The 23,992-nt window shown below is 66.8% G+C and carries 21 protein-coding genes; 5 read left to right on the forward strand and 16 right to left on the reverse strand.

Features of this window, described 5'->3' with window-relative positions; translation table 11 throughout:
* Positions 1 to 106 precede the first annotated feature (106 nt).
* Positions 107 to 787: a GntR family transcriptional regulator gene (locus PVW49_RS05000; protein WP_048530798.1), complete on the forward strand. Its 681-nt coding sequence runs from the start codon at positions 107 to 109 to the stop codon at positions 785 to 787.
* 98 nt (positions 788 to 885) lie between these two features.
* Here PVW49_RS05000 and PVW49_RS05005 read toward each other — a convergent pair whose 3' ends face one another.
* Genes PVW49_RS05005 through PVW49_RS05035 form a run of 7 tightly spaced genes read right to left on the reverse strand, consistent with a single transcriptional unit; the run spans position 886 to position 9,670 of the window.
* Positions 886 to 1,623 (reverse strand): amino acid ABC transporter ATP-binding protein, encoded by a 738-nt coding sequence (locus PVW49_RS05005; protein WP_083415949.1) that lies wholly within the window; start codon positions 1,621 to 1,623, stop codon positions 886 to 888.
* A gap of 11 nt (positions 1,624 to 1,634) precedes the next feature.
* Positions 1,635 to 1,985 (reverse strand): RidA family protein, encoded by a 351-nt coding sequence (locus tag PVW49_RS05010; RefSeq protein WP_074835216.1) that lies wholly within the window; start codon positions 1,983 to 1,985, stop codon positions 1,635 to 1,637.
* Positions 1,982 to 3,895, reverse strand: a complete 1,914-nt coding sequence (locus tag PVW49_RS05015) for a propionyl-CoA synthetase (RefSeq protein WP_074835218.1) — start codon at positions 3,893 to 3,895, stop codon at positions 1,982 to 1,984. Before PVW49_RS05015 ends, PVW49_RS05010 begins: the two co-directional genes overlap by 4 nt.
* Positions 3,896 to 3,907: 12 nt before the next feature.
* Entirely contained in the window at positions 3,908 to 4,657 is a 750-nt protein-coding gene (locus PVW49_RS05020) for an SDR family NAD(P)-dependent oxidoreductase (protein WP_048533716.1), read from the reverse strand.
* 4 nt (positions 4,658 to 4,661) lie between these two features.
* On the reverse strand, positions 4,662 to 6,308 hold the full coding sequence (locus PVW49_RS05025) for a hydantoinase B/oxoprolinase family protein (RefSeq protein ID WP_074835221.1): 1,647 nt from the start codon (positions 6,306 to 6,308) through the stop codon (positions 4,662 to 4,664).
* Positions 6,305 to 8,392 carry a hydantoinase/oxoprolinase family protein gene (locus PVW49_RS05030; RefSeq protein WP_274590043.1) on the reverse strand — a complete coding sequence of 696 codons (2,088 nt, stop codon included), beginning with the start codon at positions 8,390 to 8,392 and terminating at the stop codon, positions 6,305 to 6,307. Before PVW49_RS05030 ends, PVW49_RS05025 begins: the two co-directional genes overlap by 4 nt.
* Positions 8,393 to 8,395: 3 nt before the next feature.
* The gene (locus PVW49_RS05035) at positions 8,396 to 9,670 is read right to left on the reverse strand and encodes an NAD(P)/FAD-dependent oxidoreductase (RefSeq protein ID WP_048530785.1); all 1,275 of its coding nucleotides are present in this window, start codon (positions 9,668 to 9,670) and stop codon (positions 8,396 to 8,398) included.
* Positions 9,671 to 9,795: 125 nt separating this feature from the next.
* On the opposite strand from PVW49_RS05035, the gene PVW49_RS05040 reads away from it, so the two are divergent.
* A complete protein-coding gene (locus PVW49_RS05040; protein WP_048530783.1) occupies positions 9,796 to 10,200 on the forward strand; it encodes a rhodanese-like domain-containing protein in 405 nt (134 codons plus the stop codon).
* Between the two features lie 157 nt (positions 10,201 to 10,357).
* Here the strand turns inward: PVW49_RS05040 and PVW49_RS05045 are convergent, their stop codons facing one another.
* Positions 10,358 to 11,128, reverse strand: a complete 771-nt coding sequence (locus PVW49_RS05045; RefSeq protein WP_048530781.1) for an IclR family transcriptional regulator — start codon at positions 11,126 to 11,128, stop codon at positions 10,358 to 10,360.
* A gap of 33 nt (positions 11,129 to 11,161) precedes the next feature.
* The gene (locus tag PVW49_RS05050; protein WP_274590044.1) at positions 11,162 to 13,468 is read right to left on the reverse strand and encodes a molybdopterin-dependent oxidoreductase; all 2,307 of its coding nucleotides are present in this window, start codon (positions 13,466 to 13,468) and stop codon (positions 11,162 to 11,164) included.
* Between the two features lie 102 nt (positions 13,469 to 13,570).
* Between PVW49_RS05050 and metC the strand changes: the two genes are divergently transcribed.
* Positions 13,571 to 14,755 (forward strand): cystathionine beta-lyase, encoded by a 1,185-nt coding sequence (gene metC, locus PVW49_RS05055; protein ID WP_074835224.1) that lies wholly within the window; start codon positions 13,571 to 13,573, stop codon positions 14,753 to 14,755.
* A gap of 2 nt (positions 14,756 to 14,757) precedes the next feature.
* Positions 14,758 to 15,393, forward strand: coding sequence for a VOC family protein (locus PVW49_RS05060; protein ID WP_274590045.1), 636 nt, complete (start codon positions 14,758 to 14,760; stop codon positions 15,391 to 15,393).
* Between the two features lie 134 nt (positions 15,394 to 15,527).
* Here the strand turns inward: PVW49_RS05060 and PVW49_RS05065 are convergent, their stop codons facing one another.
* The 7 genes from PVW49_RS05065 to PVW49_RS05095 form a co-directional block, all read right to left on the reverse strand.
* On the reverse strand, positions 15,528 to 16,607 hold the full coding sequence (locus tag PVW49_RS05065) for an amino acid ABC transporter permease (RefSeq protein WP_274590046.1): 1,080 nt from the start codon (positions 16,605 to 16,607) through the stop codon (positions 15,528 to 15,530).
* Position 16,608: 1 nt separating this feature from the next.
* Positions 16,609 to 17,745: an ABC transporter permease subunit gene (locus PVW49_RS05070; protein ID WP_083415950.1), complete on the reverse strand. Its 1,137-nt coding sequence runs from the start codon at positions 17,743 to 17,745 to the stop codon at positions 16,609 to 16,611.
* Positions 17,746 to 17,814: 69 nt separating this feature from the next.
* Positions 17,815 to 18,846, reverse strand: a complete 1,032-nt coding sequence (locus tag PVW49_RS05075; protein WP_048530769.1) for an amino acid ABC transporter substrate-binding protein — start codon at positions 18,844 to 18,846, stop codon at positions 17,815 to 17,817.
* A gap of 216 nt (positions 18,847 to 19,062) precedes the next feature.
* Positions 19,063 to 20,280: an NAD(P)/FAD-dependent oxidoreductase gene (locus PVW49_RS05080; protein WP_274590047.1), complete on the reverse strand. Its 1,218-nt coding sequence runs from the start codon at positions 20,278 to 20,280 to the stop codon at positions 19,063 to 19,065.
* A gap of 64 nt (positions 20,281 to 20,344) precedes the next feature.
* Entirely contained in the window at positions 20,345 to 21,367 is a 1,023-nt protein-coding gene (locus PVW49_RS05085) for a biotin-dependent carboxyltransferase family protein (protein WP_274590048.1), read from the reverse strand.
* Positions 21,364 to 22,053, reverse strand: coding sequence for a 5-oxoprolinase subunit B family protein (locus PVW49_RS05090; RefSeq protein ID WP_274590049.1), 690 nt, complete (start codon positions 22,051 to 22,053; stop codon positions 21,364 to 21,366). Before PVW49_RS05090 ends, PVW49_RS05085 begins: the two co-directional genes overlap by 4 nt.
* Complete coding sequence (locus PVW49_RS05095) at positions 22,053 to 22,814, reverse strand: LamB/YcsF family protein (RefSeq protein ID WP_074835234.1); 762 nt, start codon at positions 22,812 to 22,814, stop codon at positions 22,053 to 22,055. Before PVW49_RS05095 ends, PVW49_RS05090 begins: the two co-directional genes overlap by 1 nt.
* A gap of 127 nt (positions 22,815 to 22,941) precedes the next feature.
* Between PVW49_RS05095 and PVW49_RS05100 the strand changes: the two genes are divergently transcribed.
* Entirely contained in the window at positions 22,942 to 23,841 is a 900-nt protein-coding gene (locus tag PVW49_RS05100; protein WP_074835236.1) for a LysR family transcriptional regulator, read from the forward strand.
* Positions 23,842 to 23,992 lie beyond the last annotated feature (151 nt).

A 23,992-nucleotide genomic window follows, 5' to 3' on the forward strand; every position in this document is an offset into this window, starting at 1 on the left:
GAGCGCCGGCAAATCCCCGACCGCGCCCCGGGCCAAGGCGGTCGCAGCGCACTCTGGGATATTGAATGCCTCCGAAATATCGATAATATTGCTCAAGGAGGCGGAAATGAACACACATGAACCAGATATCGGCGCTCCTTCGGGCTCGGCGACGAACCGGGCCTACGAGAGATTGCGAAGCATGATCGTCATCGGCGAGCTGAAGCCCGGCGAAAAGCTCAAGATCGACGGGCTGCGCAAGCGGCTCGACACCGGTGCCTCGCCCATCCGCGAGGCGCTCAGCCTTCTGACGTCCGACAACCTGGTTGAACGCATCGACCAGCGAGGCTTTCGCACGGCAGAGATCAGCGCCGAGAATTTCCGCGAAATTCTGCGCCTCCGCTGCGTTCTGGAAGACATGGCACTGCGCGAAAGCATCGCGCATTTCACCCAGGACTGGGAAGAGACGGTCGTGCTCGCGCATCATCGGATGCAACGATCCCAGGCAGCCGGCAGCGCCGATTTCGAGGATCTGCACAAGGCCTTTCACATGACGCTGCTGGCCAATGCCCCCTCGCCCATCCTGCTCAAGTTCTGCTCGCAATTGTACGATCTGAACATCCGTTACCGTTTCCTTGCCGGAAAGGCGCTGGAATATCAGCAGCGGGACGTGGCCGAGGAACACGCCGGCATCCTGGCCGCCGCCATCGCCCGCGACGCCGATACCGCAAGCACGCGGCTGCTCGATCACTACAAGCTGACCGGCGAATTCCTGGCCGGGTTGCTGGGCGACGGGACCTTCGGCTGACGGTCGTCGCATCCCGCCGGCGGCACGGCTGACCGGTCACCGCCGGCGCATGGCACCCCAAGGCGAACGCCTGCGCCTTTCCGGACCGGCGGCCGGGGTCAGTGGGTCAGCACCTGATCGAGAAAGCTTCGCGTGCGCGGGTTTTTCGGCGCGGTAAAGAAGCTCTCGGGATCGTTTTCCTCGATGATCTCGCCGGCATCCATGAACAGCACCCGATCGGCCACCTTGCGGGCAAAGCCCATCTCGTGGGTGACGCAGATCATCGTCATGCCCTCTTGCGCCAGGGTCACCATGACGTCGAGTACCTCGCCGATCATCTCGGGATCGAGCGCCGAGGTCGGCTCGTCGAAGAGCAGAATCTCGGGTTTCATGCAGAGCGCCCGGGCGATGGCCACCCGCTGCTGCTGCCCGCCCGAAAGCTGGCCGGGGTATTTGCGCGCCTGATTGCCGATCTGGACCTTGTCGAGAAAGCGCATGGCGGTCTCTTCCGCCTCGGCCTGCGGCAGCTTGCGCGCCAGCATCGGTGCCAGGGTGCAGTTCTCGAGGATGCTGAGATGCGGGAACAGGTTGAAATGCTGAAAGCACATCCCCACCTCGCGGCGCATTTCCTCGATATTGGGTGCGTCGGCGAGGATCGGCTCGCCGTTCACCAGGATCTCGCCGGACTGGTGCTCCTCGAGCTGGTTGATGGTGCGGATCATGGTCGACTTGCCCGAGCCCGACGGCCCGCAGACAACGATCTTCTCGCCCTTGGCCACCGAGAGGGTGACATCGCGCAGCGCGTGATAGGAGCCGTACCACTTGTTGACATTTCGCATTTCGACGGCGGGGGTCATCGGCATTCTCCTCAGGCTGCGGGCGCTTCGGCCGCGGTGATGATGATCTCGACCTTCAGCGCATCGCGGGCCAGACGCGCCTCGCCACAGGCCCGCGCCGGGGCCCGGCCCTCGGGCACCCAGGCATCCCAGACCGCGTTCATCTCGGCGAAATCCGCCATGTCGGCGAGCCAGACGATGGCTTGCAGGATGTGGCCGCGGTCCGATCCGGCCTCGGCCAGAAGAGCATCGATGCGCGCCAGGCAGTCGCGGGTCTGCGCGCTCACGCCGTCGCCGGCGCCGACCTGACCGCAGAGGTAGATGGTGCCGTTGTGCTTGACGATCTTGCTCATCCGGGGACCGGTGTGAAGACGCTCTATCATGCGGAATGTCCTATCAGGTTGCGGGCTTTCAGCGCCGCGGTGATTTCATCGAGAATGGCCGGGTCGTCGATTGCCGCCGGCATCTTGAAGCTGGCGCCGTCGGCGATCTTCTGTACCGTGCCGCGCAGCACCTTGCCCGAGCGGGTCTTGGGCAGGCGCTTGACCTCGAGCGCGCATTTGAAGGCCGCCACCGCGCCGATTTTTGCGCGCACCAGCTGCACCAGCTCGCGTTCCAACTCTGCCGGATCGCGGTCGGCGCCGTCGTTGGTGACGAAAAAGCCCAGCGGCATCTGCCCCTTGAGCGCATCCGCCTTGCCGACCACCGCGCATTCGGCAATGTCGGCATGGCTGGCAATCACCTCCTCCATCGCCCCGGTCGACAGCCGGTGGCCGGCGACATTGATGATGTCATCGGTGCGCGCCATGATGAAGACATAGCCATCCTCGTCGATCACGCCGGCATCCGAGGTGGCGTAATAGCCGGGAAACTCCTGCATGTAGGAACTGAGGAAGCGCTCCGGCGCGTTCCACAGCGTCGGAAAGCCCGAAGGCGGCAGCGGCAGCTTGCAGGCGATATTTCCCAGCGTGCCGGGCGCCACCTCCTGGCCGTCGTCGTCGAGCACCCGGATGTCATAGCCCGGCATCGGTTTGCCCGGAGAGCCGAGCTTGACCGGAAAGGCCCCCAGCCCGACCGGATTGCCCGACATCGGCCAGCCGGTCTCGGTTTGCCACCAGTGATCGATCACCGGGCGATCGAGTTTCTCCTGCGCCCATTCGATCGTCGCCGGATCCGAGCGTTCCCCGGCCAGAAAGAGGGTGCGGAACCGGCTCAGGTCATAATCGCCGATCCGCGCGCCTGCCGGGTCTTCCTTGCGGACCGCGCGCAGCGCCGTCGGCGCGGTAAAGAGCGCGACAACCCCGTGATCGCGGATCACCCGCCAGAAGGCGCCGGCATCGGGTGTGCCGACCGGTTTGCCCTCATAGACCACGGTCGTCGCACCATGCAGCAGGGGCCCGTAGCAGATGTAGGAATGGCCGACGACCCAGCCGACGTCGGAGGCCGCCCAGAACACCTCGCCCGGCTGCACGCCGTAGTGGTGCTGCATCGTCCATTTCAGCGCCACCATATGGCCGCCATTATCGCGTACCACGCCCTTGGGCTGGCCGGTGGTGCCCGAAGTGTAGAGGATATAAAGCGGATCGGTCGCCGCGACCTCGACGCATTCCGTGCCTTCGCCGGCGGCGACGGCGGCCCTCACCGCCGCGGCATAATCGACGTCGCGGCCCGGGGTCAGATCGCAGCGCAGGGTCTCCCTTTGCAGGATCACGCAATGCGCGGGCTTGTGCTCCGAGAGCGAGATCGCCTCGTCGAGCAAGGGCTTGTAGGCGATCACCCGCCCCGGCTCGATCCCGCAGGAGGCCGAGATCACCGCGCGGGGCGTCGCATCCTCGATCCGCGTGGCCAGCTCGGCCGCCGCGAAGCCGCCGAAAACCACCGAATGCACCGCGCCCAGACGGGCGCAGGCCAGCATGGCAAAGACCGCCTCGGCCACCATCGGCATGTAGATCACCACGCGGTCACCCTTGGCCACGCCCATGCCCCGCAACACCGAGGCCAGCGCGCTGACCTGCGCCTGCACCTCGGCGTAGGTATGCCGCGTCACCTGCCCGGTCACCGGGCTGTCGTGGATCACCGCCAGCCGGTCGCCGTGGCCGTCCGCGACATGGCGGTCGACGCAATTGTAGCAGGTGTTGCAGGTTGCGCCGTCGAACCAGCGGCCGTAAACCCCGCTGTCGGGATTGAAGACGGATGTCGCCGGAGTGAACCAGTCGATCTCCTTTGCCGCCTCCTGCCAGAAGCCCTGGGGATCGGCCTGCCACGCGGCATAGGTTTCAGCGTATCGGGACATGGAATGACGCCTCTAGCAGGTGTAGTTCAGGCCGAGGCGACCGCCATCGACGTAGATCGTCTCGCCGGTGATGTAGCTGGCCTTTTTCGAGCAGAGGAAGGCCACCACGTCGCCGATCTCGCGGGCCGAGCCGGCGCGGCCCAGCGGGGTACGCGACATGGCCACCTTGAAGGCCTCGGGGTTGGCGTTGACCCCGGCCATCATCTCGGTGTCGATCGAACCGGGGCCCACGGCGTTGACGCGGATGTTGTGCTTGGCCAGCGCCAGCGAGGCCGCCTTGGTCAGCTGCATGACGCCGCCCTTGGAGGCGCAATAGGCCGGGATCGCCGGGATCGCCACCTGGGCATTGATCGACGACATGTTGACGATGGCGCCTTCGATGCCGTTTTCCACCATGCTCCGCGCCGCCGTCTGGGTCGCCAGAAAAACGCCGCGCAGGTTGATGTCGATCACCCGCTCCCAGCTTTCCAGATCGTAGCTCAGGAAATCGCCCGGCATGGCGACACCGGCGTTGTTGACCAGCGCCGAGAGCGGCCCGTGGTCCTCGGCGATGCGGGCGAACATTGCCTCGATCTGGCTGACATCGCCCATGTCGCAGGTGATGGCGGCCACGGCGCCCAGCTTGTCGCCGGCCTCGGCCACGCCTTCGGCGTTGATATCAGCGAGGATCACGTCAAAGCCGTCTTCCTTGAGGGCCTCGGCGCAGGCATAGCCGATGCCCTGGGCGCCGCCGGTGATCAGTGCGAGAGGTGTCTGCGTCATCATCTTATCCTTTGTATCCATAGTCCTGTTCGGCCTGCTCCGGCGCGATCAGCCCGGCGCGCAGGTCGTCTGCCACCCGGCTCGGGTCGCGATCCTCGGGCGCGCCATAGCCGCCGCCGCCCGGCAGGCTGAGCCGCAGGCGCTGGCCGTTCCTGACCAGCTGCCGGCCCTTGCTGCGCAGCTGCGTGCCATCGGCCAGTTCCACCCGGCCCGGCGCACCCGCGCCGCCACCGTCGCGCCCCTGCGCCGGATTGTCGACCCGGTCGAACATGGCGTTGAAATAGAAATCATAGCCCGCGCGCGCCTCGATCTCGATGATCTGGCCCAGCCCGCCGCGCTGCGCCCCGGCGCCGCCGGAGCCTTCGCGCAGATCCTTGCGCCAGACGGTGATCGGGCCGACATGTTCCGTCGCCTCGACGCTCATCGTCGAGACGCCGGACGGGAAGGCCGTGGCCGACAGCCCGTCGAGCGCGGGGCGCGCGCCGGTGCCGCCCGAGTTGAACATCAGCACCTCGCGCCCCGGCAGCCCGCTGTCGGGATCGCTGGGCCGGGCGGAAATCTGGATGTTCCAGAGCGCGCTGGCCCCCTCGGCCGGCACGGTGTTCGGCAGCGCCTGATGCAACGCGCCCAGCACCACATCGGGCACCAGATGGCCCAGAACGTGGCGCACCGAGACCGGCGCCGGCCGTTTGGCGGCGAGGATGCAACCTTCCGGCGCGGTGATCTCGAAGGGCTCCAGCGAACCGGTGTTGTTGGGCACCTGCGGAGCGATGGCGCATTTCAGACCATAACAGGCATAGGCGCGGGTATAGACCTCGGGACAGTTCACCCCGAAGCGGCTCATTCCCGAAGTGCCGGCGAAATCGGCCTTCAGGCTGTCGCCGTCGATGTCGAGCTGCACCTGCATCCGCACCGGCGCGTCATAGCCGTCAACCTGCATCTGGTGGCTGAATTGCCCGTCAGGCACCTGGGCGATGGCCTCGCGGGTGGCCTTGCGGCTGGCGTCGATGATGAAGTCGGACAGGCCGTCGAGATCGGCAATGCCGAACTCGCCCATCATCGCCTGCAACCGCCGATCGCCGGCCTCGTTGCAGGCCGCCAGCGAATACATGTCGCCCACCACCTGATCGGGCTCGCGCACATTGGCGCGCACCAGGCGGATCAGCTCGCGCGCCACTGTGCCGCGTTCGGCGAATTTCATGATCGGGATCAGCAGGCCCTCTTCATAGACCTCGTTGCCGTCCGGGCCAAAGCCGCGCCCGCCGATGTCGACCACATGCGCGGTGCAGGCGAAAAAGCCGATGTGTCGGCCGTCGCGGAACGAGGGCGAGACGACGGTGATATCATGCAGGTGGCCGGTGCCCATCCAGGGATCATTGGTGATGAAGACATCGCCTTCGAAGATGTTCTGCGGCCCGATCTCGCGCACGAAATGGGTGACGCTTTCGGCCATGGCATTCACATGCCCCGGCGTGCCGGTCACCGCCTGCGCCATCATCCGGCCCTGCCGGTCGAACAGCCCGGCCGAAAGATCGCCGGCCTCTCGCACCGAGGTCGAGAACGCGGTGCGGATCAGCGTTGTCGCCTGTTCCTCCACCACCGCGATCAGGCGGTTCCACATGATCTGATAGTCAATGGCTGTCGGGGTCATGCGATATCTCCCTTGCGGATCAGGCGCAGGCTGCCGTCGCCCTGGCCGACGCAGCGATAGCCCGAGGTGACGATGGTTGTGGTTTCGTTCTCGACGATGATCGCCGGGCCGTCGACGGCGCAGCCGGCTGCCATCTCGGCGCGGTCGACCTCGCGTGCCTCGACAGTCTGGCGCAGGGCGGCATCGTAGAACTGGCGCTTGCGCCGGGCGGTGACCCCGGCGCCGCACCCATGGCGCGCCACCGGCGGGGTTTCCGGCAACACCGAGGCCACCACCAGCGACCAATTGGTGATCTCGATGCCCAGACCCTCGATCACCCGGCCGAAGAGCGTGCGATAGGCAGCCTCGAAGGCGGTCAGGATCTCGGTCTTGTCGGCATCGGCGAAAGTCTTGTAGGGCAGCGCCACGGGGATCTCCCAACCCTGACCGGCGTAGCGCATGAAGGCGGTGAGCCGGGTCGTGGTCTCGGCCCCCTTGGCGCCGGCTTCGACAAAGGCGGTGGCCTCTTCCTCCAGCTCGGCCAGGGCGGTGTTGACGCTGGCGGCGTCGAAGTCATCGAGCCTCTGGAACAGGCCGCGCGTCGCCTCGTAGCTGAACGGCGCCTTGAGGAAACCGATGGCCGAGCCGACACCGGCGCCGGGCGGAATGATCACCTCGGCAATGCCCAGCTTCTCGGCCAGCCGGCAGGCATGCAGCGGCGCGCCGCCGCCAAAGCCGATCATGGTGAAATGCTCGATGTCGCGGCCGTTTTCCACGGTATGCACGCGGGCGGCATTGGCCATGTTCTCGTCGACCATCTCGGTCACGCCGAAGGCCGCGTCAGAGGCGCTCATCCCGAGGTTTTCGGCCAGTCGCGTGGCCACGGCGGTTTCCGAGGCCGCTACCGACAGCGGGATCGCGCCGCCGGCGAAATTATTGGGGTCGAGCCGGCCGAGCAGCAGATTGGCATCGGTCACTGTCGGCTCCTGACCACCTTTGCCGTAGCAGGCCGGTCCCGGCTCGGAGCCGGCCGAGCGCGGCCCCACCTGGATGCGGCCAAGCGCGTCGATCGAGGCGATCGAGCCGCCCCCCGCCCCGATCTCGACCATCTCGACCACCGGGGTCGAAACCGTCATGCCCGAGCCCTTCTTGAACCGATAGGTGCGCGCCACCTCGAAAGTATTTGCGGTCTTCGGCGCGCCGTCCTCGATCAGGCAGATCTTGGCGGTGGTGCCGCCCATGTCGAAGGAGAGCACCGAGTCGAGCTTATGGCCGCGGGCGAAATCGGCGGCAAAGATCGCGCCGCCCGCCGGGCCGGATTCGAGCAGCCGGACCGGCTGTTCCGCCGCCACCTCGACCGAGATCAGCCCGCCGCCGGAATGCAGCATGAAGACCGGCGCCGTGACCCCGGCCTCGCCCAGCCGGTGCACCAGCCGGCCGAGGTAATCGGCGACCTGCGGCTGCACATAGGCATTGGCGATCACCGTGTTGAACCGTGGCAGCTCGCGCATCTGAGGCGAGATCACCGAGGACAGCGAGATCGACAGCTCCGGCGCGGCGGCGCGCAGCGCCTCGGCGATCTGGCGTTCATGGGCGTCATTGGTATAGGCGTGCATCAGCCCGATGGCCACCGCCTCGTAACCGCCCTCCAGCACCCGCTGCACCATCGCCTCGACCTCGGCGGCGGCCAGCGGCAGCAGCACCTCGCCTTCGGGGCCCATGCGTTCGCTCAGGGTAAAGCGATCCTCGCGCGGCACCAGCGGCTTGGGCAGCGAGAGGTTCAGGTCGTATTGCTCGAAGCGGTTTTCCGAGCGCATCTCGATGACGTCGCGAAAGCCCTCGGTGGTGATGAAGGCCAGCCGCGCACCGCGCCGTTCGATCAGCGCATTGGTGACCAGCGTGGTGCCGTGAATCACCTGGCCGATCTGGCCGAGGTCGATGCCGGCCTTGTCGGCGGCAATCGAGATGCCGTCGAGGATGGCCTGTTCCGGCTGGGAGTAATTGGTCAGCACCTTGCAGGTCGACAGACCTTCGGGATGGGCGAGCGCGACGTCGGTGAAGGTGCCGCCGATGTCGACGCCGACGCGGATCATGGGATTGGTCATGGGTCAGATGGCCTTGAGTAGCTGGTTGGCGGTAAAGGCGGATTGATAGAGCCGCGACATCAGGGGCGCCGCCGGCACCGTGGACATCTCGGTCATCGGCAGCGGCAGATCGGCACGGTCCATGCCGGTCAGCAGCCCGGCCATGGTTTCGCCGAACATGGTGCCGGTGGTGATGCCGCGCCCGTTGTAGCCTATCGGGGTAAAGAGGTTGGGTGCAAGCTCGTGAATCCGTGGCAAATGGTCGGGGGTCATGGCGATCTGGCCGTGCCAGGCCTCCTCGAATTCGACCGGGCCGAGCTTGGGGAAGAGCCGGGCAATCTGCTTTCTGGCCCAGCGATGCGACAGCCCACGATCCTTGTGCCCCATGACCTTGCCCATGGAGCCGATCAACAGCCGGTCATAGGCGTCGCGGCGCACGTTGAACATGATCTGCCCGGTGTCCCAGACGCCCTGCCGGCCGGGCAGGATGTAGCTGGCCTCCGGCCCCAGCGGCCGGGTCGCCAGCTGGAAATAGTTGATGATCGTGTAGATGCGTTTGAGCCCGGGCCAGAGATCGTCGGAATAGGCATTGGTGCCCAGCACCACCGCCTTGGCGGTGATCACGCCCTTCGTGGTCTCGACCTTCCACAGGTCGCCGTCGCGGTGCAGCCGGGTGGCGCGCAGGCCGGTGCTGATCTTGGCCCCGGCGCCCAGCGCGGCGCGCGCCAGCCCCCGGCAATAACCCATCGGGTTGATGGTGCCGCAGCGGTGATCGACCAGACCGCCGTGGAAATGATCGGTGCCGATCAACCGGGATACCTCGTCACGGCCCAGAAGATCGACCGGTTCGCCCAGCCGCTGCCATTCCTTGTGCCGGTCCTGAAGATCGGCAAAACCGCTGGGGCCATGGGCGGCGTGAATGGTGCCGGTGCGGGTCACCTCGCAGCGAATCTGGTGTTTCTCGATCAGCGAAAAGACATATTCCGGCCCCTTGCCGAAGCGCTTGATGAAGCGCGGGCCATAGGTGTCGCCCAGCTGCTCACGCACCTTGCGGGGCGGCAGCCAGAGCGCGGCATTGACCAGCCCGACATTGCGGCCCGAGCCGCCATAGCCGATCTGCTCGGCCTCGATCACATGCGCCGAAAGTCCCTTTTCGGCGCAGTGCAGCGCGGTCGACAGACCGGTAAAGCCGCCGCCGACGATGGCCACATCCACCGAGACGTCACCATCCAGCGGCGCGCGATAGTCGGGCTCCTGCGCAGAGGCGTCCCAGAGCGATATTGCGTCCTGTGCGGTCATGTATCGAATCTCCTTCTGCGAGGGGCTGTCCTCTCTGCGCAAAGGCTTGCATGGGTGCCGCCAGTGTGTCAATATACGAAATATCAGTTCCATATATCAGCACAATTCAGAACGAAGGAAAGACCATGGCACAGCTCAAGACCTCTTCGGCCCAGATGGTGGCCGATGCCCGAGCCCGTATCGAAGAGATTGAAACCGGCGACCTGATCGCCATGCTGGACGATCCGAATGTCGTGGTGGTTGATATCCGCGACGTGCGCGAGCGCCAGCGCAGCGGCTATATCCCGGGCAGCTTTCACGCGCCGCGCGGGATGATCGAATTCTGGGTCGACCCGGACAGCCCCTATTTCAAGGACATCTTTGCGCAGGAGGACAAGAAATTCGTCTTCCACTGCGCCTCGGGCTGGCGTTCGGCGCTGACCACGGCCACGCTTCAGGACATGGGATTCGAGGCCGCGCACCTGAAAGACGGCTTCTCGACATGGGAGAAACAGGGCGGCCCGGTGGAATTCCCCGAACCGAAATCCTGAGACGGACGCGCACAGCCCGGACGCACGCGCATCTCAACACCCGTCCCGGACCTGCTCCGGGACCTCGCCCTTGCCCGGCCAGAGGCCCCGGATCCCGTCCGGGGCGGGTCTCCTCCGGGCGCAAGCCCGCGTCGTGACGCCCGGGCGCCGCCCGCCGCTAACGGCTGCCCAGCTTGGCCGAGACCGAGCGGGCCGCATGCGCCACCAGCGCGCCGAAACGTTCCTCGCCGCCCTCCGGCATGTTGATGTCGGGCAGCGAGATGCCCAGCGCGCCGACCGGCTCGCCGCCCGGCAGGGTGATGGCGGCGCCAAAGCTCAGGATGCGGTCGCGAAACTCGCCGGTGTCATAGGCAAAGCCGCGCTTGAGCGTGCGCCCGAGATCGGCCTCGAGCGCGCCCGGATCGGTCAGCGTCCGGTCGGTGTGCCGCGTCAGCGCGGGGCCGATCTGATCGCGCAGCTTGTCGTAATCGGCCGCCAGAATGGCCTTGCCGGTGCCGACGCAATGCAGCGGCGCGGTGCCGCCGATGGCGTTCCACGAGCGGATCGGCTTCTGACTGTCGACCTTGTCGATATAGACCACCGAGAGCCCCTCGCGCACCGCCAGATAGACCGTCTCGCCGGTTTCCTGCGACAGGAAGGACAGCTCGGGCGCCGCCAGTTCCCGCAGGTTCAGATTCTCGACCGAGGCCCGCCCGACCCGCCAGGTCTTGAGCGTGGCGGAATAGGTCTTGTCGGGCAGGTGCTGCACATAGCCCAGCGTCACCAGCGTTTGCAGCAGGCGAAAGGTGTTGGACTTGGTCAGCCCCAGCTCCTTGGACAGATCGGTGACACCCTTGCCCTCTTGCGAGGCGACGAGGTTTTCGAGGATCGACAGGCCCTTTGACAGCGTCGAATCCACCTTGGGCTCTTTCGGGGCGTCCATGTTCATGTCTGTCGGATCCTGTTTTTGTCTTGTTATCAGTTATGGTGCCGCGTCGAAAGCCGGCGGATCATGCGCCTCGACCGGCGGCGGCGTGCCCTCGAACCGGCGGACCTCGACCCGCGCGGAATGCGCCGCCGGGCTCTGGGTCAGCGACGAGGTGCGCAGGTCATGGGTCAGCACGTTGGGGTTGCCGTGGCGGTCGCGGGCCTGGGGGGCGGCAAAATCCGGATCCCACCAGGCACCGGTCCAGAGAAAGACGCAGCCGGGGTGCACCTCGTCGGTGACCCGTGCCCCCGCCAGACAGCGCCCGCGCGCATTGTAGAGTTCGACCACCGCCCCCTCGGCGATGCCGCGCGCCTGCGCATCCTCGGGATGGATCAGCACCGGCTCGCGCCCCGCCACCTTGTGGCTGAGGCTGTAGGCGCCATTGTCGAGCTGGCTGTGCAGCCGGGTCTTGGGCTGGCCCGAGAGCAACGCCAGCGGGTACGCCGCGCCCTGCCCCGCGGCCAGATCGCGCGGCGGGAACCACGCGGGATGGCCCTTGCAGTCGGGCAGGTCAAAGCCGGCGATGGTCTCGGAAAATATCTCGATGCGGCCGCTGGGCGTCGGCAACGGATGCGCCTCGAGGTCGGCGCGATACCCGGCGAGAAAGACCTGATCGGGGCTCGGGTCGTCCAGCGCGATCACGTCACCGGCGAGAAAGCTCTCCCAGTCCGGCAGGTCAAAGCCCTTCTCCCGCCCCCGGCTGCGGGTCAGTTCCCAGATCTCGTGCAGCCAGCCGTCGGCGGTCTTGCCTTCGGTGAAATCCTCGGCCACGCCCAGCCGCGCGGCGAGATCGGCGTAGATGTCATATTCCACCCGCGCCTCGCCCACGGGCGCCACCAGCCGCGGCATCGGCACCAGCGCATTGTCGGATTTGCCGGCGCCGAAATCGGTCCGCTCCTGCGCGGCGGCCACCGGCAGCACGATATCGGCATGGCGCGCCGTGGCGGTCCAGTTGACCTCGTTGACGATCACCGTATCGGGCGTCTGGAAGGCGCGATGCAGCCGGTTCAGATCCTGATGGTGGTGGAACGGATTTCCCCCGGCCCACCAGACCAGCCGCGCCTCGGGAAAGGTGCGCGTTTCGCCCTGATAACGATAGCTGCCGCCGGGGTTGAGCAGCATCTCGCTGATCATTGCGACCGGAATGAAATCGGTGACCGGGTTCACCCCCTGAGAGATCGTGCCCCAGCGGAACGGGCGCTCGATATTGCCGATATTGGCGTTGACCCCGTATCCCACGGTATAGCCTCCGCCGGGCAGACCGATCTGCCCCAGCATCGCCGCCAGCGTCACCGCCATCCACATCGGCTGTTCGCCGTAATCCGTGCGCTGCACCCCGGCCGCGACCGAGATCATGGTGCGTCCCGCCGCCATCCGCCGCGCCAGCGCGCGGATGCGCTCGGCCGCGACGCCGGTCCGCGCCTCGGCCCAGTCCGCATCCTTGGCGACGCCATCCGCGGCGCCGGTCAGATAGGCCTCGATCCGGTCGAAGCCGACGGTGTAACGCGCCAGAAAGGCCGGGTCATGCAGCCCCTCGCGCAGCAAGGTATGCGCCAGCCCCAGCATCAGAGCGGTGTCGGAGCCGGGCCGCGCCGGCATCCATTCGGCCCGCAGCACTTCGGCGGCATCGCTTCGCAGCGGGCTGATGTTGACGAAGGAGACGCCGTTTTCGACGCAGGCAGCGAGGTTGCCCGCCATTCGGTGACGCGAGACCCCGCCATCGCTGACCTGGGTGTTGCGCAGCGCCATGCCGCCGAACATCACCACCAGATCGGCGTGTTTCGCGATCACCGGCCAGCGCGTCGCCTGGGCCACATGGCTGCGATAGGGGCCGACGATATGCGGCATCAGACCAAGCGCGGCATTGTAGCTGTAATTGCCCTCGGAGCGGACAAAGCCGCCGATGGTGTTGAGGAACCGCTTGAGCTGGCTCTGCGCGTGATGGAACCGCCCGGCGCTCGACCAGCCGTAAGAGCCGGCAAAGATACCGCGGTTGCCATGGGCCGCGCGCACGCGGGTGAGCTCGGCGGCGATCAGGTCGAGCGCCCGTTCCCAGCTGACCTCGACAAAGCTGTCCTGGCCGCGCGGCACCGCGCCAGACCTGCCCGCCAGCCAGCTCTTGCGCACCGCCGGGCGGCGCACCCGCGCCCTGCCATGCAGGCTGCCGGGGATATTGGCGTTGATCTCCGAGGCTGCGGGATCCGCCGGGTGGCCCGCCACCGATACAACGCGTCCGCCCTCGATCGTCGCCAGCCCGACACCCCAATGGCTTGCCGTCAGCTTTGTCTGTCGTTCGCTCATGACCTTCACCTGTGTGCCGATATACAAAACGATTATGCCATATATTGACACACCCAGCGCGGACTGTCATCTTCTAATTCGACACATCAGCGCGAGACCAACATGCCGCATCCCCCTGCCCCCCTTGCCGATGCCCTGGTTCAGACCGGCCGCCCCGCGCGCGTCGAGGGCCGCCACGTCAATTTGCCGATCGAGCTCGGATCCACAATGGTATTCGACAGTCTGGCCGCTTTCGAGGCCGCCCGGGACGCCCGCTATGACAGTGGCACGCTGTATTACGGACGTTATGGCAATACTGCGGTCTTCGAGCTGGAACAGGCGCTGGCAGAGCTCGAACAGGCGGCGGGCGTGACGCTCACCTCCTCCGGGGTCGCCGCGATCAGCCTGACCTTGATGACCTTTGTCCGCCCCGGCGCGCATCTGCTGGTGGCCGACCATGTCTATGGCAACACCCGTGCCTTCTGTGACGGGGTGCTGGCGCGCATGGGGGTCGAAACCGAGTATTTCGATCCGATGATCGGCGCCAGCATTGCCGGGCTGATCCGCGACACCACCTGCGCGGTGATGTTCGAGGCGCCGGGCTCGGGCACCTTCGAGGTGCCCGACATCCCCGCCATCGCCGGCGCCGCGCGGGCGGCTGGCGTGCCCTCGGTGCTGGACGGCACCTGGGCCACGCCGGTCAATTGCCGGGCGCTGCGCCTCGGCGTCGATGTGGTGGTGGCCTCGCTGTCGAAATACCTCAGCGGCCATTCCGATTGCATGATGGGCATGATCGCCAGCACCACCGCCCATGCACGGGACATCCGCAAGACGGTGATGGAGGTGGGCGACAAGACCGGCGGTCAGGAGGTGTTCCTGGCGCTGCGCGGCCTGCGCACGCTGAAACTGCGGATGGCGCATTTCGACGCCGCCGGGCGCGAGATGGCGGCCTGGCTGGCCGCGCAGCCACAGGTAAAACGGGTGCTGCATCCGGCCTTTCCCGACTGCCCCGGACACGAGCACTGGAAACGCGATTTCACCGGCGCTGCGGGGCTTTTTGCGGTGGTCTTCCACCCCTGCTCCGATGCGCAGATCGCCGCCTTCGTCGATGCGCTGCATCACTTCGGCATCGGCGTCAGCTGGGGCGGTTACGAGAGCCTCGTGCTGCCGGTCACCCCGCAACGCAGCGCCGGGACATGGGCCGAGGATGGCCAGCTTGTCCGTTTCAACATCGGGCTGGAAGAGACCGCGAGCCTGAAGGCCGATCTCGCCGCCGCCCTCCCGCTTCTGAACCCCGCATCGGAGTGAACATGCACAACAAGATCGACCATTTCGCCATCGGCACACAGAGCCTCGACGAGGGCGTCGCGGTGCTGCAAGAGACGCTGGGCGTCACCGTGCCGCGCGGCGGCAAACACGACGCGATGAGCACCCACAACTGCGTCATGCAATCCGGCAACGAGAGCTTTCTCGAACTGATCGCCATTGACCCCGAGGCGCCCGAACCCGGCCGCACCCGCTGGTTCACCCTCGACGATCCCGCCACCCGGGCGCGGCTCGCCGCGCGGCCCCGCGCGCTTTGCTGGGTGGTGGGGACCGACGATCTCGACGCGGTGATCGCCGCCAGCCCGGTCGATCTGGGCGAAGTGGTGCCCTTTGTTCGCGGCGAGCGGTCCTGGCGGCTGACGGTGCCGGCGGATGGCAGCCTGCCGATGGGCGGGCTGCTGCCGGCCTTCATCGAATGGTCGCCCGGTCCGCATCCCAGCACCGGCCAGCAGGACCTTGGCGTTCGGCTGGAAACGGTGCAGCTGACGCATCCCGATCCCGAGGCTCTGACGGATATGCTGAAGGCCTTGCGGGTGGATCATCTGGCCGAGGTGCGCCAGGGCGAGGCGGCGCTGTCCTTTGCGCTCGAAACGCCACAGGGGACCGTGGTGCTCGACTGACGACAGGTGCCGCGCTGAGAAGAGCCCGAAGCCGTCGCAGGACGGTTTCGGGCTTTCTCTTTGCGCATGCCGCGCCGGCTCAATTCGGAAACCAGGTGCCCGGGCGGGGCGCAGACGTCGCGCCCCTCCCCGCATCACCGCTCGGACAAGGTCATCCGCCGCTTCAGATACTCGCCATATTGACCGAGCGAAAAGATGAACACCCAATAGATCGCCGCCACGAAGAAATAGACCTCGATGTAATAGGGCGCCCACTCCGCGGTGCCAAAGGCCGTCTTGCCCGAGGCCAGGATGTCGAAGAAGCCGATGATCGTCACGATCGCGGTTTCCTTGAAGGTCACGACCACCATGTTGATCGTCGAGGGCAAGGCATGGCGAAAGACCTGCGGCAACACGATCCGCCCGAGGATGCTCCAATAGCCCAGACCCAGCGCCTTGCCGGCCTCGACCTGGCCTTTGGGGATCGCCTGGAACCCGCCGCGAAACACCTCGGCCTGATAGCAGGCAAAGAACAGCGCGAAAGCGATGATCACCCGCCAGATCTTGTCGCCCTCGAGCCAGGACGGCAGGAACAGCGGCACCACCACGGCGGCGGTGAACAGCGTGGTCACCAGCGGCAGCGACCGGATGGTGTCGATCAGCCCCATGGCGAACCAACGCACCACCGGCATCTCCGACCGGCGCATCAGCGCCAGCCCGAGCCCCATCGGCATGCCGAGCAGCACCACCGCGGCAAACAGAAAGAGCGTCAGCGACAGCCCGCCCCAGCCATCGGTGGTCACCTGCGGCAAGCCCAGCAGGCTGCCCTCCATCAACAGGTAGTAGCTTGCGAACCCCAGCACCCAGAGCGCCGCCAGCCGCCGCGCCTGCCACATCGCCGGCAGGCAGGACAGCACCACCGTGGCGATGATCGCCAGCGCCGCCAGCGCCGAGCGCCAATGTTCCCCGAAGGGATAGGTGCCGAACAGGATCAGCCGGTGGCGCGCGTCGATCACCGCCCAGCAGGCGCCGCCCTGGCCGCAGGCTTCGACGTTCTCCTGGCGCCAGACCGCGCGCAGCACCGCCCAGTCGAGAAAGCTCCAGGCAATCCAGCCCAGCACGACAAAGACGACCACCGAGATCGCCAGCGAGCCGGGCGAGCCGAAACCGCGCTTGAGAAACAGCCGGCGCGAGGTCTCGAAACGGCTGGGCGGGATGATTTCGGCAACGGCCATCTCAGTGCTCCTTCAATTGCAGGCGGGCGTTCAGCCAGTTGGTGAACAGCGCGATGGAATAGTTGATAGCGAGGAAGGTGAGCATCAGCATCGCGATCAGCTCGAGCGTCTGGCCCGACTGGCTGATCGCATTGACGGTGATGTAGAACAGGTCGGAAAAGCCGATGGCGATGCCGATGGTGGTGGCCTTCATCATGAAGATCCACTGATTGCCCAGCGGCGGGATGATGCTGCGCAGCGCCATCGGCACCTTGATCCGCGACCAGATCGCCGCCCGGCTCAGCCCCAGCGCCTGCCCCGCCTCGACCAGCCCGCGCGGCACCTGCGCCAGACCGCCGCGTACGATCTCGGCCACATAGGCGCTGCCATAGAGCGTGATCGCGGCGATCAGCGCAAAGAGCTCGATCGGCACCGAGATGCCGCCGGTGAACCGCAGCCCCTGAAGCTCCGGCAACGACAAGAGGCTTTCGCCCTCGGGTCGCAGCACCAACGCCACCGCCAGTGCCAGCCCCAGGCTGCCGCCGGCCCAGAGCGCCAGCCCGCGCCAGAAAACCGGCCGCGCCAGGATCAGCGCCACGCCAAGGGCCAGCGAGGCCAGGAGCAGCGCCACCGCCACCGTCGGACTGACGTTGAGCCCGGGCAGCATCGCGCCGCGCCCCGACAGAAAGGCCACATCCCCCAGGCTCACCGCCTGTCGCGGACCGCCCATGTGGATCAGGATGGCGTACAGGAAGATCGCTTGCAGGATCAGCGGTATATTGCGGAAGATCTGCACATAGACGCTGGCGGCAAAGCGCAGCGCCGGGTGGCGGACATCGCGCATCGTGCCGATCAGAAAGCCGAAGATCGTGGTGGTGACGATGCAGATGAACCCCACGAAAAGCGTGTTCAGCAAGCCGATGAACAGGGTGTAGGCATAGCTGTCGTTGATCGAGCGTTCGACCAGCGAAAAAGAATAGTTCCAGCCGGTGCCCCGCTCGAGAAAGCCGAAGCCGCTGGTCATGTTCAACCGGGTCAGGTTGTATTGCGCGTTCGAAACCGCGCCCCAGACCGCCAGAAGCGTGACGACGACCAGCGCCGCCTGCATCCCCAGCCTGCGGTATCTGGCCCTTGCCCGAAGTTGCTCTGCCGCTGTCATGTCGTCCCCCGGAAAATGCGCTCTGCGGCGCCGCCCCGACCGGGGCGGCGCCTGGGTGTGTCGTGATGTCTAGTCGAGGATCGGGGCGTAGAGAACACCGCCATGGCTCCACAGGTTGTTCAGCCCCCGCTCCAGCTTGTAGGGGCTGTCCTTGCCGAGATTGCGGTCGTAGATCTCGCCGAAATTGCCGACCGCGGCGATCATTTCCCGCGCCCAGCTGTCTCGCATGCCCAGACGTTCGCCAATGCCCGGTTCGGCGCCCAGAAGGCGGGCGACCCGCGGGTTGGGCGGGGTTGCGGCCATCTCTTCGACGTTTTCGGAGGTGACGCCCTCTTCCTCGGCGATCAGCAGCGCGGCCAGCATCCAGTTGACCACATCGACGAAGTTCTCGTCGCCCTGTCGCATCGCCGCCGCGATCGGTTCGGCCGAGAGCTGATCGTCGAGGATCACATGCGCATCCGGGTTGTCGATCTCGGTGGCGCGCAGCACGGCGAGGAACGGCCCCCAGGCGGCGAAGGCATCGCAACGATTGGCCAGGTAGGCCGAGCGCAGCTCTGCGGCGCTTTCATAGCTGACCATGTTGTGTTCGATGTTCTCGGTGTTTAGATAGTTGGCCACCAGCCGTTCGATGGTGGTGCCGGCCTCGACGCAGATCGTGCCGCCGGCCAGACCAGAGGCCTCGGTCACCCCCAGGTCGCCATGCGCCATGAGCTGGGCACCGCCAAAGAAATACGGCAGGCTGAATTGCAGCCCCTGCTCGGTGTCGCGGCCCATGGTCCAGCCGGTGGCCTTGATGATGACGTCGACATCGCCGGATTGCAGCGCCGGAAAGCGCTGCGCCCAGCTCAGAGGCACGATCTGGTTCTTGGTCGGATCGCCAAGGATGGCGGTGGTCAGCGCGCGGCAGAGGTCGATGTCGAGCCCCTTCCATTCGTTGTTGTCGTTGACCTCGACAAAGCCGAAATAGCTGCCGTTGTGACCCGAGCACAGCAAGGTGCCGCGCTCTTCGATCTGTTTCACCGTCTCGCTTTGCGCGGCCGCCATCTGCGGTGCCGCGAGACTTGCCGCCACGATGGCCCCAGCCGCCAGAAACTTGCTCATGATTGACTTCCCCATTGTTCCATATTTCGGCACGCATGTGCTGTCATACAGAATGTTACCGAATTTCCCTTGAGTCAACAGTTTTCCTTTCCGGCCGGGCGCCACCGGCGGGCCACGGCCCGGCCGCGGCGCCCTGCCGCGCCGGGGGGCGGGCAAAATTTGGGCGTGTGGTGAAGCGGTTGCGCAACGCAGGGGCAGAGCCGGATCGGCCGGGCCTCAGATCACCGCGTCTTCGGTGATCGGACGCCGGGCAAGGATGCGATCGTAGTGAAAGGGCGACAGGTCCAGCGTGCGATAAGTGCCGTGGGTCAGCCATTCCGCCGTCCCGCGCCCCATCGCCGGAGATTGTTGAAGCCCGTGGCCGGAAAAGCCGTTGAGGAAGATGAAATTCGCCAGCTCCGGATGCGGGCCGGTAATCGCGTTGTGGTCGAAGGTGTTCATCGCGTAATGCCCGGCCCATTGCGCCGTCACCTTGATCGCCTCGAACTGCGGGATGCGGGCGGCGAGGATCGGCCAGACGCGATCTTCCCAGAGCGCGAAGTCCATGTCGAAATCGTCCGGTGCCACCGCCGGGTCGGCGACCTCATGCGCCCCGCATTGATAGGAACCGCCGCCGTTCTCGCGCACATGCACGCCCGAGGGGTCGATCGTCAGCGGCAGGTCGCGGTCCAGCGGCTGCGCCGCCTTGAACACCCAAGTATAGCGTTTGCGCGGCTCCACCGGCAGGTCGAGCCCCGCCATCCGCGCCGTCAGCGCCGCGCGCGGACCGGTGGCATTGACCAGCTGGCCGCAGGCGATCACCTCGCCCGATTTCAGCGTCACGCTTTCGACCCGGGTGCCGGCGGCATTGCGGGTGATCGCCACCACCTCGTTCTCGATGTATTCGACGCCGCGTTCGCGGGATTGCCGGCGAAACCAGTCGAACACCGCCGCGCCCTCCCAATAGCCCTCGTCGACGCGGTTGATCGAGCCGAGGACAAGATCATCGACCCGGTAGAACGGATAGGCCGCCGCGATCTCCTCGGGGGTCAGCAGCTCGGTCGCCGCCCCGGCCGCAAGCTGCACCTTCTGATTGCGGCGCAGCACCTCAGCGAAATCTTCGTTGTCGGCAAGATACATGTAGCCGAAGGCGCGGATCGACAACGCCGGGACACGGGCATCGCCGCCCATGTAGCTGCGCAGGTTCTTGACGAAACCGGCGGCAAACTGGCTGATCCGCACGTTGAGCTCGGTCGAGAACTGCTGCCGCATGCAGCTGTTGGTATGGGCGGTGGAGCAGAACTGATAGCTGGTGTCGCGTTCAACTATCAAAACGCGGCCGTCGAAGTCCTTGTCATCGCTCAGAAACCAGGCGGTCGAGGCGCCCATGATCGCGCCGCCAACGATGACCACGTCATAGCTCGCCCGGTTCGGGGCCTCCGTCCTGCCCGCCATCACAGCTCTCCCTGACTGCCGCTCTCGACGGGGCCAGCTTCGCTGTAAAAGACGCGCCTTGCAATCAGTCCGGCACCGCCTCTTCGCCAGAGATCGCGCCGCTGATCAGGTTGGCCCGCATCAGCCGCTGCGCCAGGGTGCCCTTGGGCACGGCGATCGCCGCCAGATAGGCCGCGCGCGCCTCGGCCGTCTCGCGGGCGATCCGCACCGCCTGCGCGGCCTCGACCGGGGCAAAGCGCAGCTTGTCGCCGGCGCGCAGCTGGCTCAGCCGGCCGATGTCATCGCCGATCACCGTGGCGATCTTGGGATAGCCGCCGGTGGTCTGGTGATCCGCCAGAAGCACCGTCGGCACCCCATCCCCGGCCACCTGGACCGCGCCGCGGGTGATCGGCTCGGACGGGATCGAGAGCGCGCCGGCACTGGGCAGCTCCGGCCCCGAAAGCCGCACGCCCATGCGGTCGAAGGCGTTGGTCAGCGCGAAGGGTTCGGACCGGAAGGCCGCCAGCGCCGCGGCGGTGAAATGTCGGTCCTGCGGCCCCAGCACCACCCGCATCTGCCGGTCCTCGGGCAGAAAGTCGGGCCGGGCAATGGCGCCGTGGCGGTCCTCGCGCAGCCGCGCCTCATCGACCTCGATCACCTGTCCCGCCGACAGCGCCCCGCCGCCAAACCCCGAGGTCGAATGCGTCGCCGAGCTGCCCAGCCAGCTTTCGGCCGCGACCTCGCCGGCCAGCGCCAGATAGGCCCAGCTGCCGCTCTTGCCCGGGCGGATCGACAGGCTGTCGCCCTGCTCCAGCGCGAGGATGCTCCAGCAGGGTACGGCCACGCCGCCATGCTCGACCGTGAAATCGCCGCCGGTCACCGCCACCGAAAGCGCGCCCTCGGTGCATTCCAGCACCAGCCCGCCCATCGACACTTCGATCAGCGTCGCGCCGGGCGCATTGCCCAGCGCCACATTCGCCGCCGTCGCCGCCAGCCGGTCCATCGGCCCCGAGGCCGAAACGCCGAACCGCATCTGCCCCGGCCGGCCGCCGTCCTGAAACGTGACAAGCGGCCCGGCAAACCGCACTTTCAAGCTGGCCTGGGTCATGCGGTGCCTCCCTTGCGCAGTTTCTCGTATCGGTCACGGTCGATGCGGGCAAAGCGCACCCGATCGCCGACGTCGAACAGAAAGGGCCGCTCGGGATCGTTGCGCAGGATCTCGGTGGGCGAGCGGCCGATGATCGACCAGCCGGTCGGCATGGTCAGCGTGGTGACCAGACACTGCGGCCCGGCGATCAGCACGCTGCCGGCCGGAATATCACGCAGCGCCTTGGGCTTGCGCGGCAATTGCAGTGCCTCGGGCACGCCCGACAGATAGGCATAGCCCGGCGCGAAGCCATACATGCCGACGCGGTATTCCGCTGCCAGATGCTGTTCGATCACCGCCTCGGGGCTCAGGCCCGCCGCCTTGGCCACCGCCGCGAGATCGGGGGCGAGATCGTCGTCGTAACAAACCAGCACCTCCCGTTCGGCGCCCGGCACCTGCGCGGCCGCGCCCTCCTGCAACAGCGCCCGGACCGCCTGTTCCATCTCGGCATGATCGGCGACCACCGGATCGAAGGTGATCATCAGATTGACGAAGGCCGGCACGGTTTCCAGAAGCCCCTGCGGCGCGGCGGCATGGATCGCGCTGTCGAGCTGCTGGACCCGCGCGGTCAGGGCGTCGCTGATCTCGTCGCCGAGCTGCACCATAAGCGCGTGATCGGAGACCGGGGTGAAGGTGACGGCGGCCATCAGACCTCTCCGAAGGCGGCGAAGGTGACCCCCTCGGCCTCGAGCCGCGCGCGGACCCCGCGCGCCATGGCCACCGCGCCGGGGCTGTCGCCATGCACGCAGATCGACTGCGCCGCCAGCTTGATCGGCGCGCCGTCGATCACCGGCATCAGCCCGGTCCGCAAGAAGGAAATCAGCCGGTCCGCCGCCGCGCCGGCGTCCTCGATCATCGCGCCGGGCTGGCCGCGCGGCACCAATTGCCCGCTGCTGAGATAGCCGCGATCGGCGAAGATTTCGGAATAGACCGGAACACCGGCCGCGCGCGCGGCCGTTTCGGTGCAGGTGCCGGAAATCGCCAGGATCGCCAGCCGATCGTCGATCTGCCGCACCGCCGCGGCAATCGCCCGCGCGACGTCGATGTCGCGTGCCGCCAGGTTGCCCAGCGCGCCATGCGGCTTGACGTAGCGCACCGTGACCGGCACCAGCCGCGCCACCGCCATCAGCGCGCCGATCTGCGCCGCCACCATGCGCCCGATCTCCTCGGGCGGCATGGGAATCACCCGCCGGCCAAAACCTTCGCGGTCGTTGAACCCGGGATGCGCGCCCACGGCGACGCCCTTGGCGGCGGCCAGTTTCAACGCGGTGTACATCGTCTCGGGGTCGCTGGCATGGCCGCCGCAGGCGATATTGGCGCTGTTGACGAGGTCCAGCATCGCCGCGTCGTCGCCCATCCGCCAGGGGCCAAAGCCTTCGCCCAGGTCCGCGTTCAAATCGATGCGCATGCCGTTCTCCCTGTTGGTAAAAGCCCCTGCCCAATGGCATAAGACGCGACGCCGGAATTGGCCAGCGTTGCCGAGACCCGAATTTGCGCTTATGTCACGCGGTCAGGATGGCCAAGGGGGCACCGGGGTGAATACGCGATTTCTGGAAACCTTCGTCACGGTGGCCAATCTGGGCAGCTTCCGTGCCGCCGCCGACCGGCTCAATGTCAGCCAGGCCACCGTGTCGAGCCGGATCTCGGCGCTGGAGACCGAGCTGGGCGTCGATCTCTTCGACCGCGAATTCCATGCCACGCGGATCACCGTCGCCGGGGCGCTGATCCTCGACAAGGCGCAGGACATCCTCGCCGCCGAACGCAAGCTGCACATGACGCTTTCGGATCCGGCCACCGCCGCCGGGCGGGTGCGTCTGGGGCTGGTGTCCTCGGTGGTGCACACCTGGCTCTGCGATCTGATCGAAGAGGTCGCGCGCTGTTATCCGCGGCTCGAGATGGAGCTGACCATCGAGCCCACACCCAACATTGCCGCCGCCTTCGACCGCGGCACGCTCGACATGCTGCTGACCACCGAAGACCGGCACGACGCCACCAGCACCTGCGCCGATCTGCCGCCGCTGGCCATGGGCTGGTTCGGCCCGGCGGGGATGCGCGGCGAGGCGCTGGAGCTGGCCGATGTGGTGACCGGCCCGCTGATCACCTTTACCCGCAATTCGCGCCCGCATGCCAATGTGCTGGCGCTGTTCGAACAGGCCGGGCTGCGGCCCTCGATGGTGCATTGCGTCACCTCGCTGGCGGCCATCGCCCGGCTGACCGAACGCGGCATCGGCATCGCCACCCTGCCGCGCGGCTGCGATCTCTCGGGGCCGGGGCTGTGTGAACTCGATGTCAATGCCACCCTGCCGCCGCTGCCGCTCTATTGCGTCTGGCGGCGCAGCTCGGACGCGGCGATCTATCAGGCGATCGCCGATCTGGCGCGGGGCTGCGCCGAACAGCATCAGCTGCGTTCCCGGCGCCCCACCACCGAGGGCTGAGGCCCGGGACCGGAACCGGGCCGGAACCAGCCTGAAATCGCCTTGATCGGAAAACCCGATCACCCCCCCCTGAAAAATCCCGTTTGTGGAAATCGCAGCCAGCGGCGAGGGTGCGGCAACAGCAATCGACAGGGCCCGACCCACCCCGGAC

The organism is Marinovum sp. PR37 (genome assembly GCF_028807375.1).
Taxonomy (GTDB): Bacteria; Pseudomonadota; Alphaproteobacteria; order Rhodobacterales; family Rhodobacteraceae; genus Marinovum; species Marinovum algicola.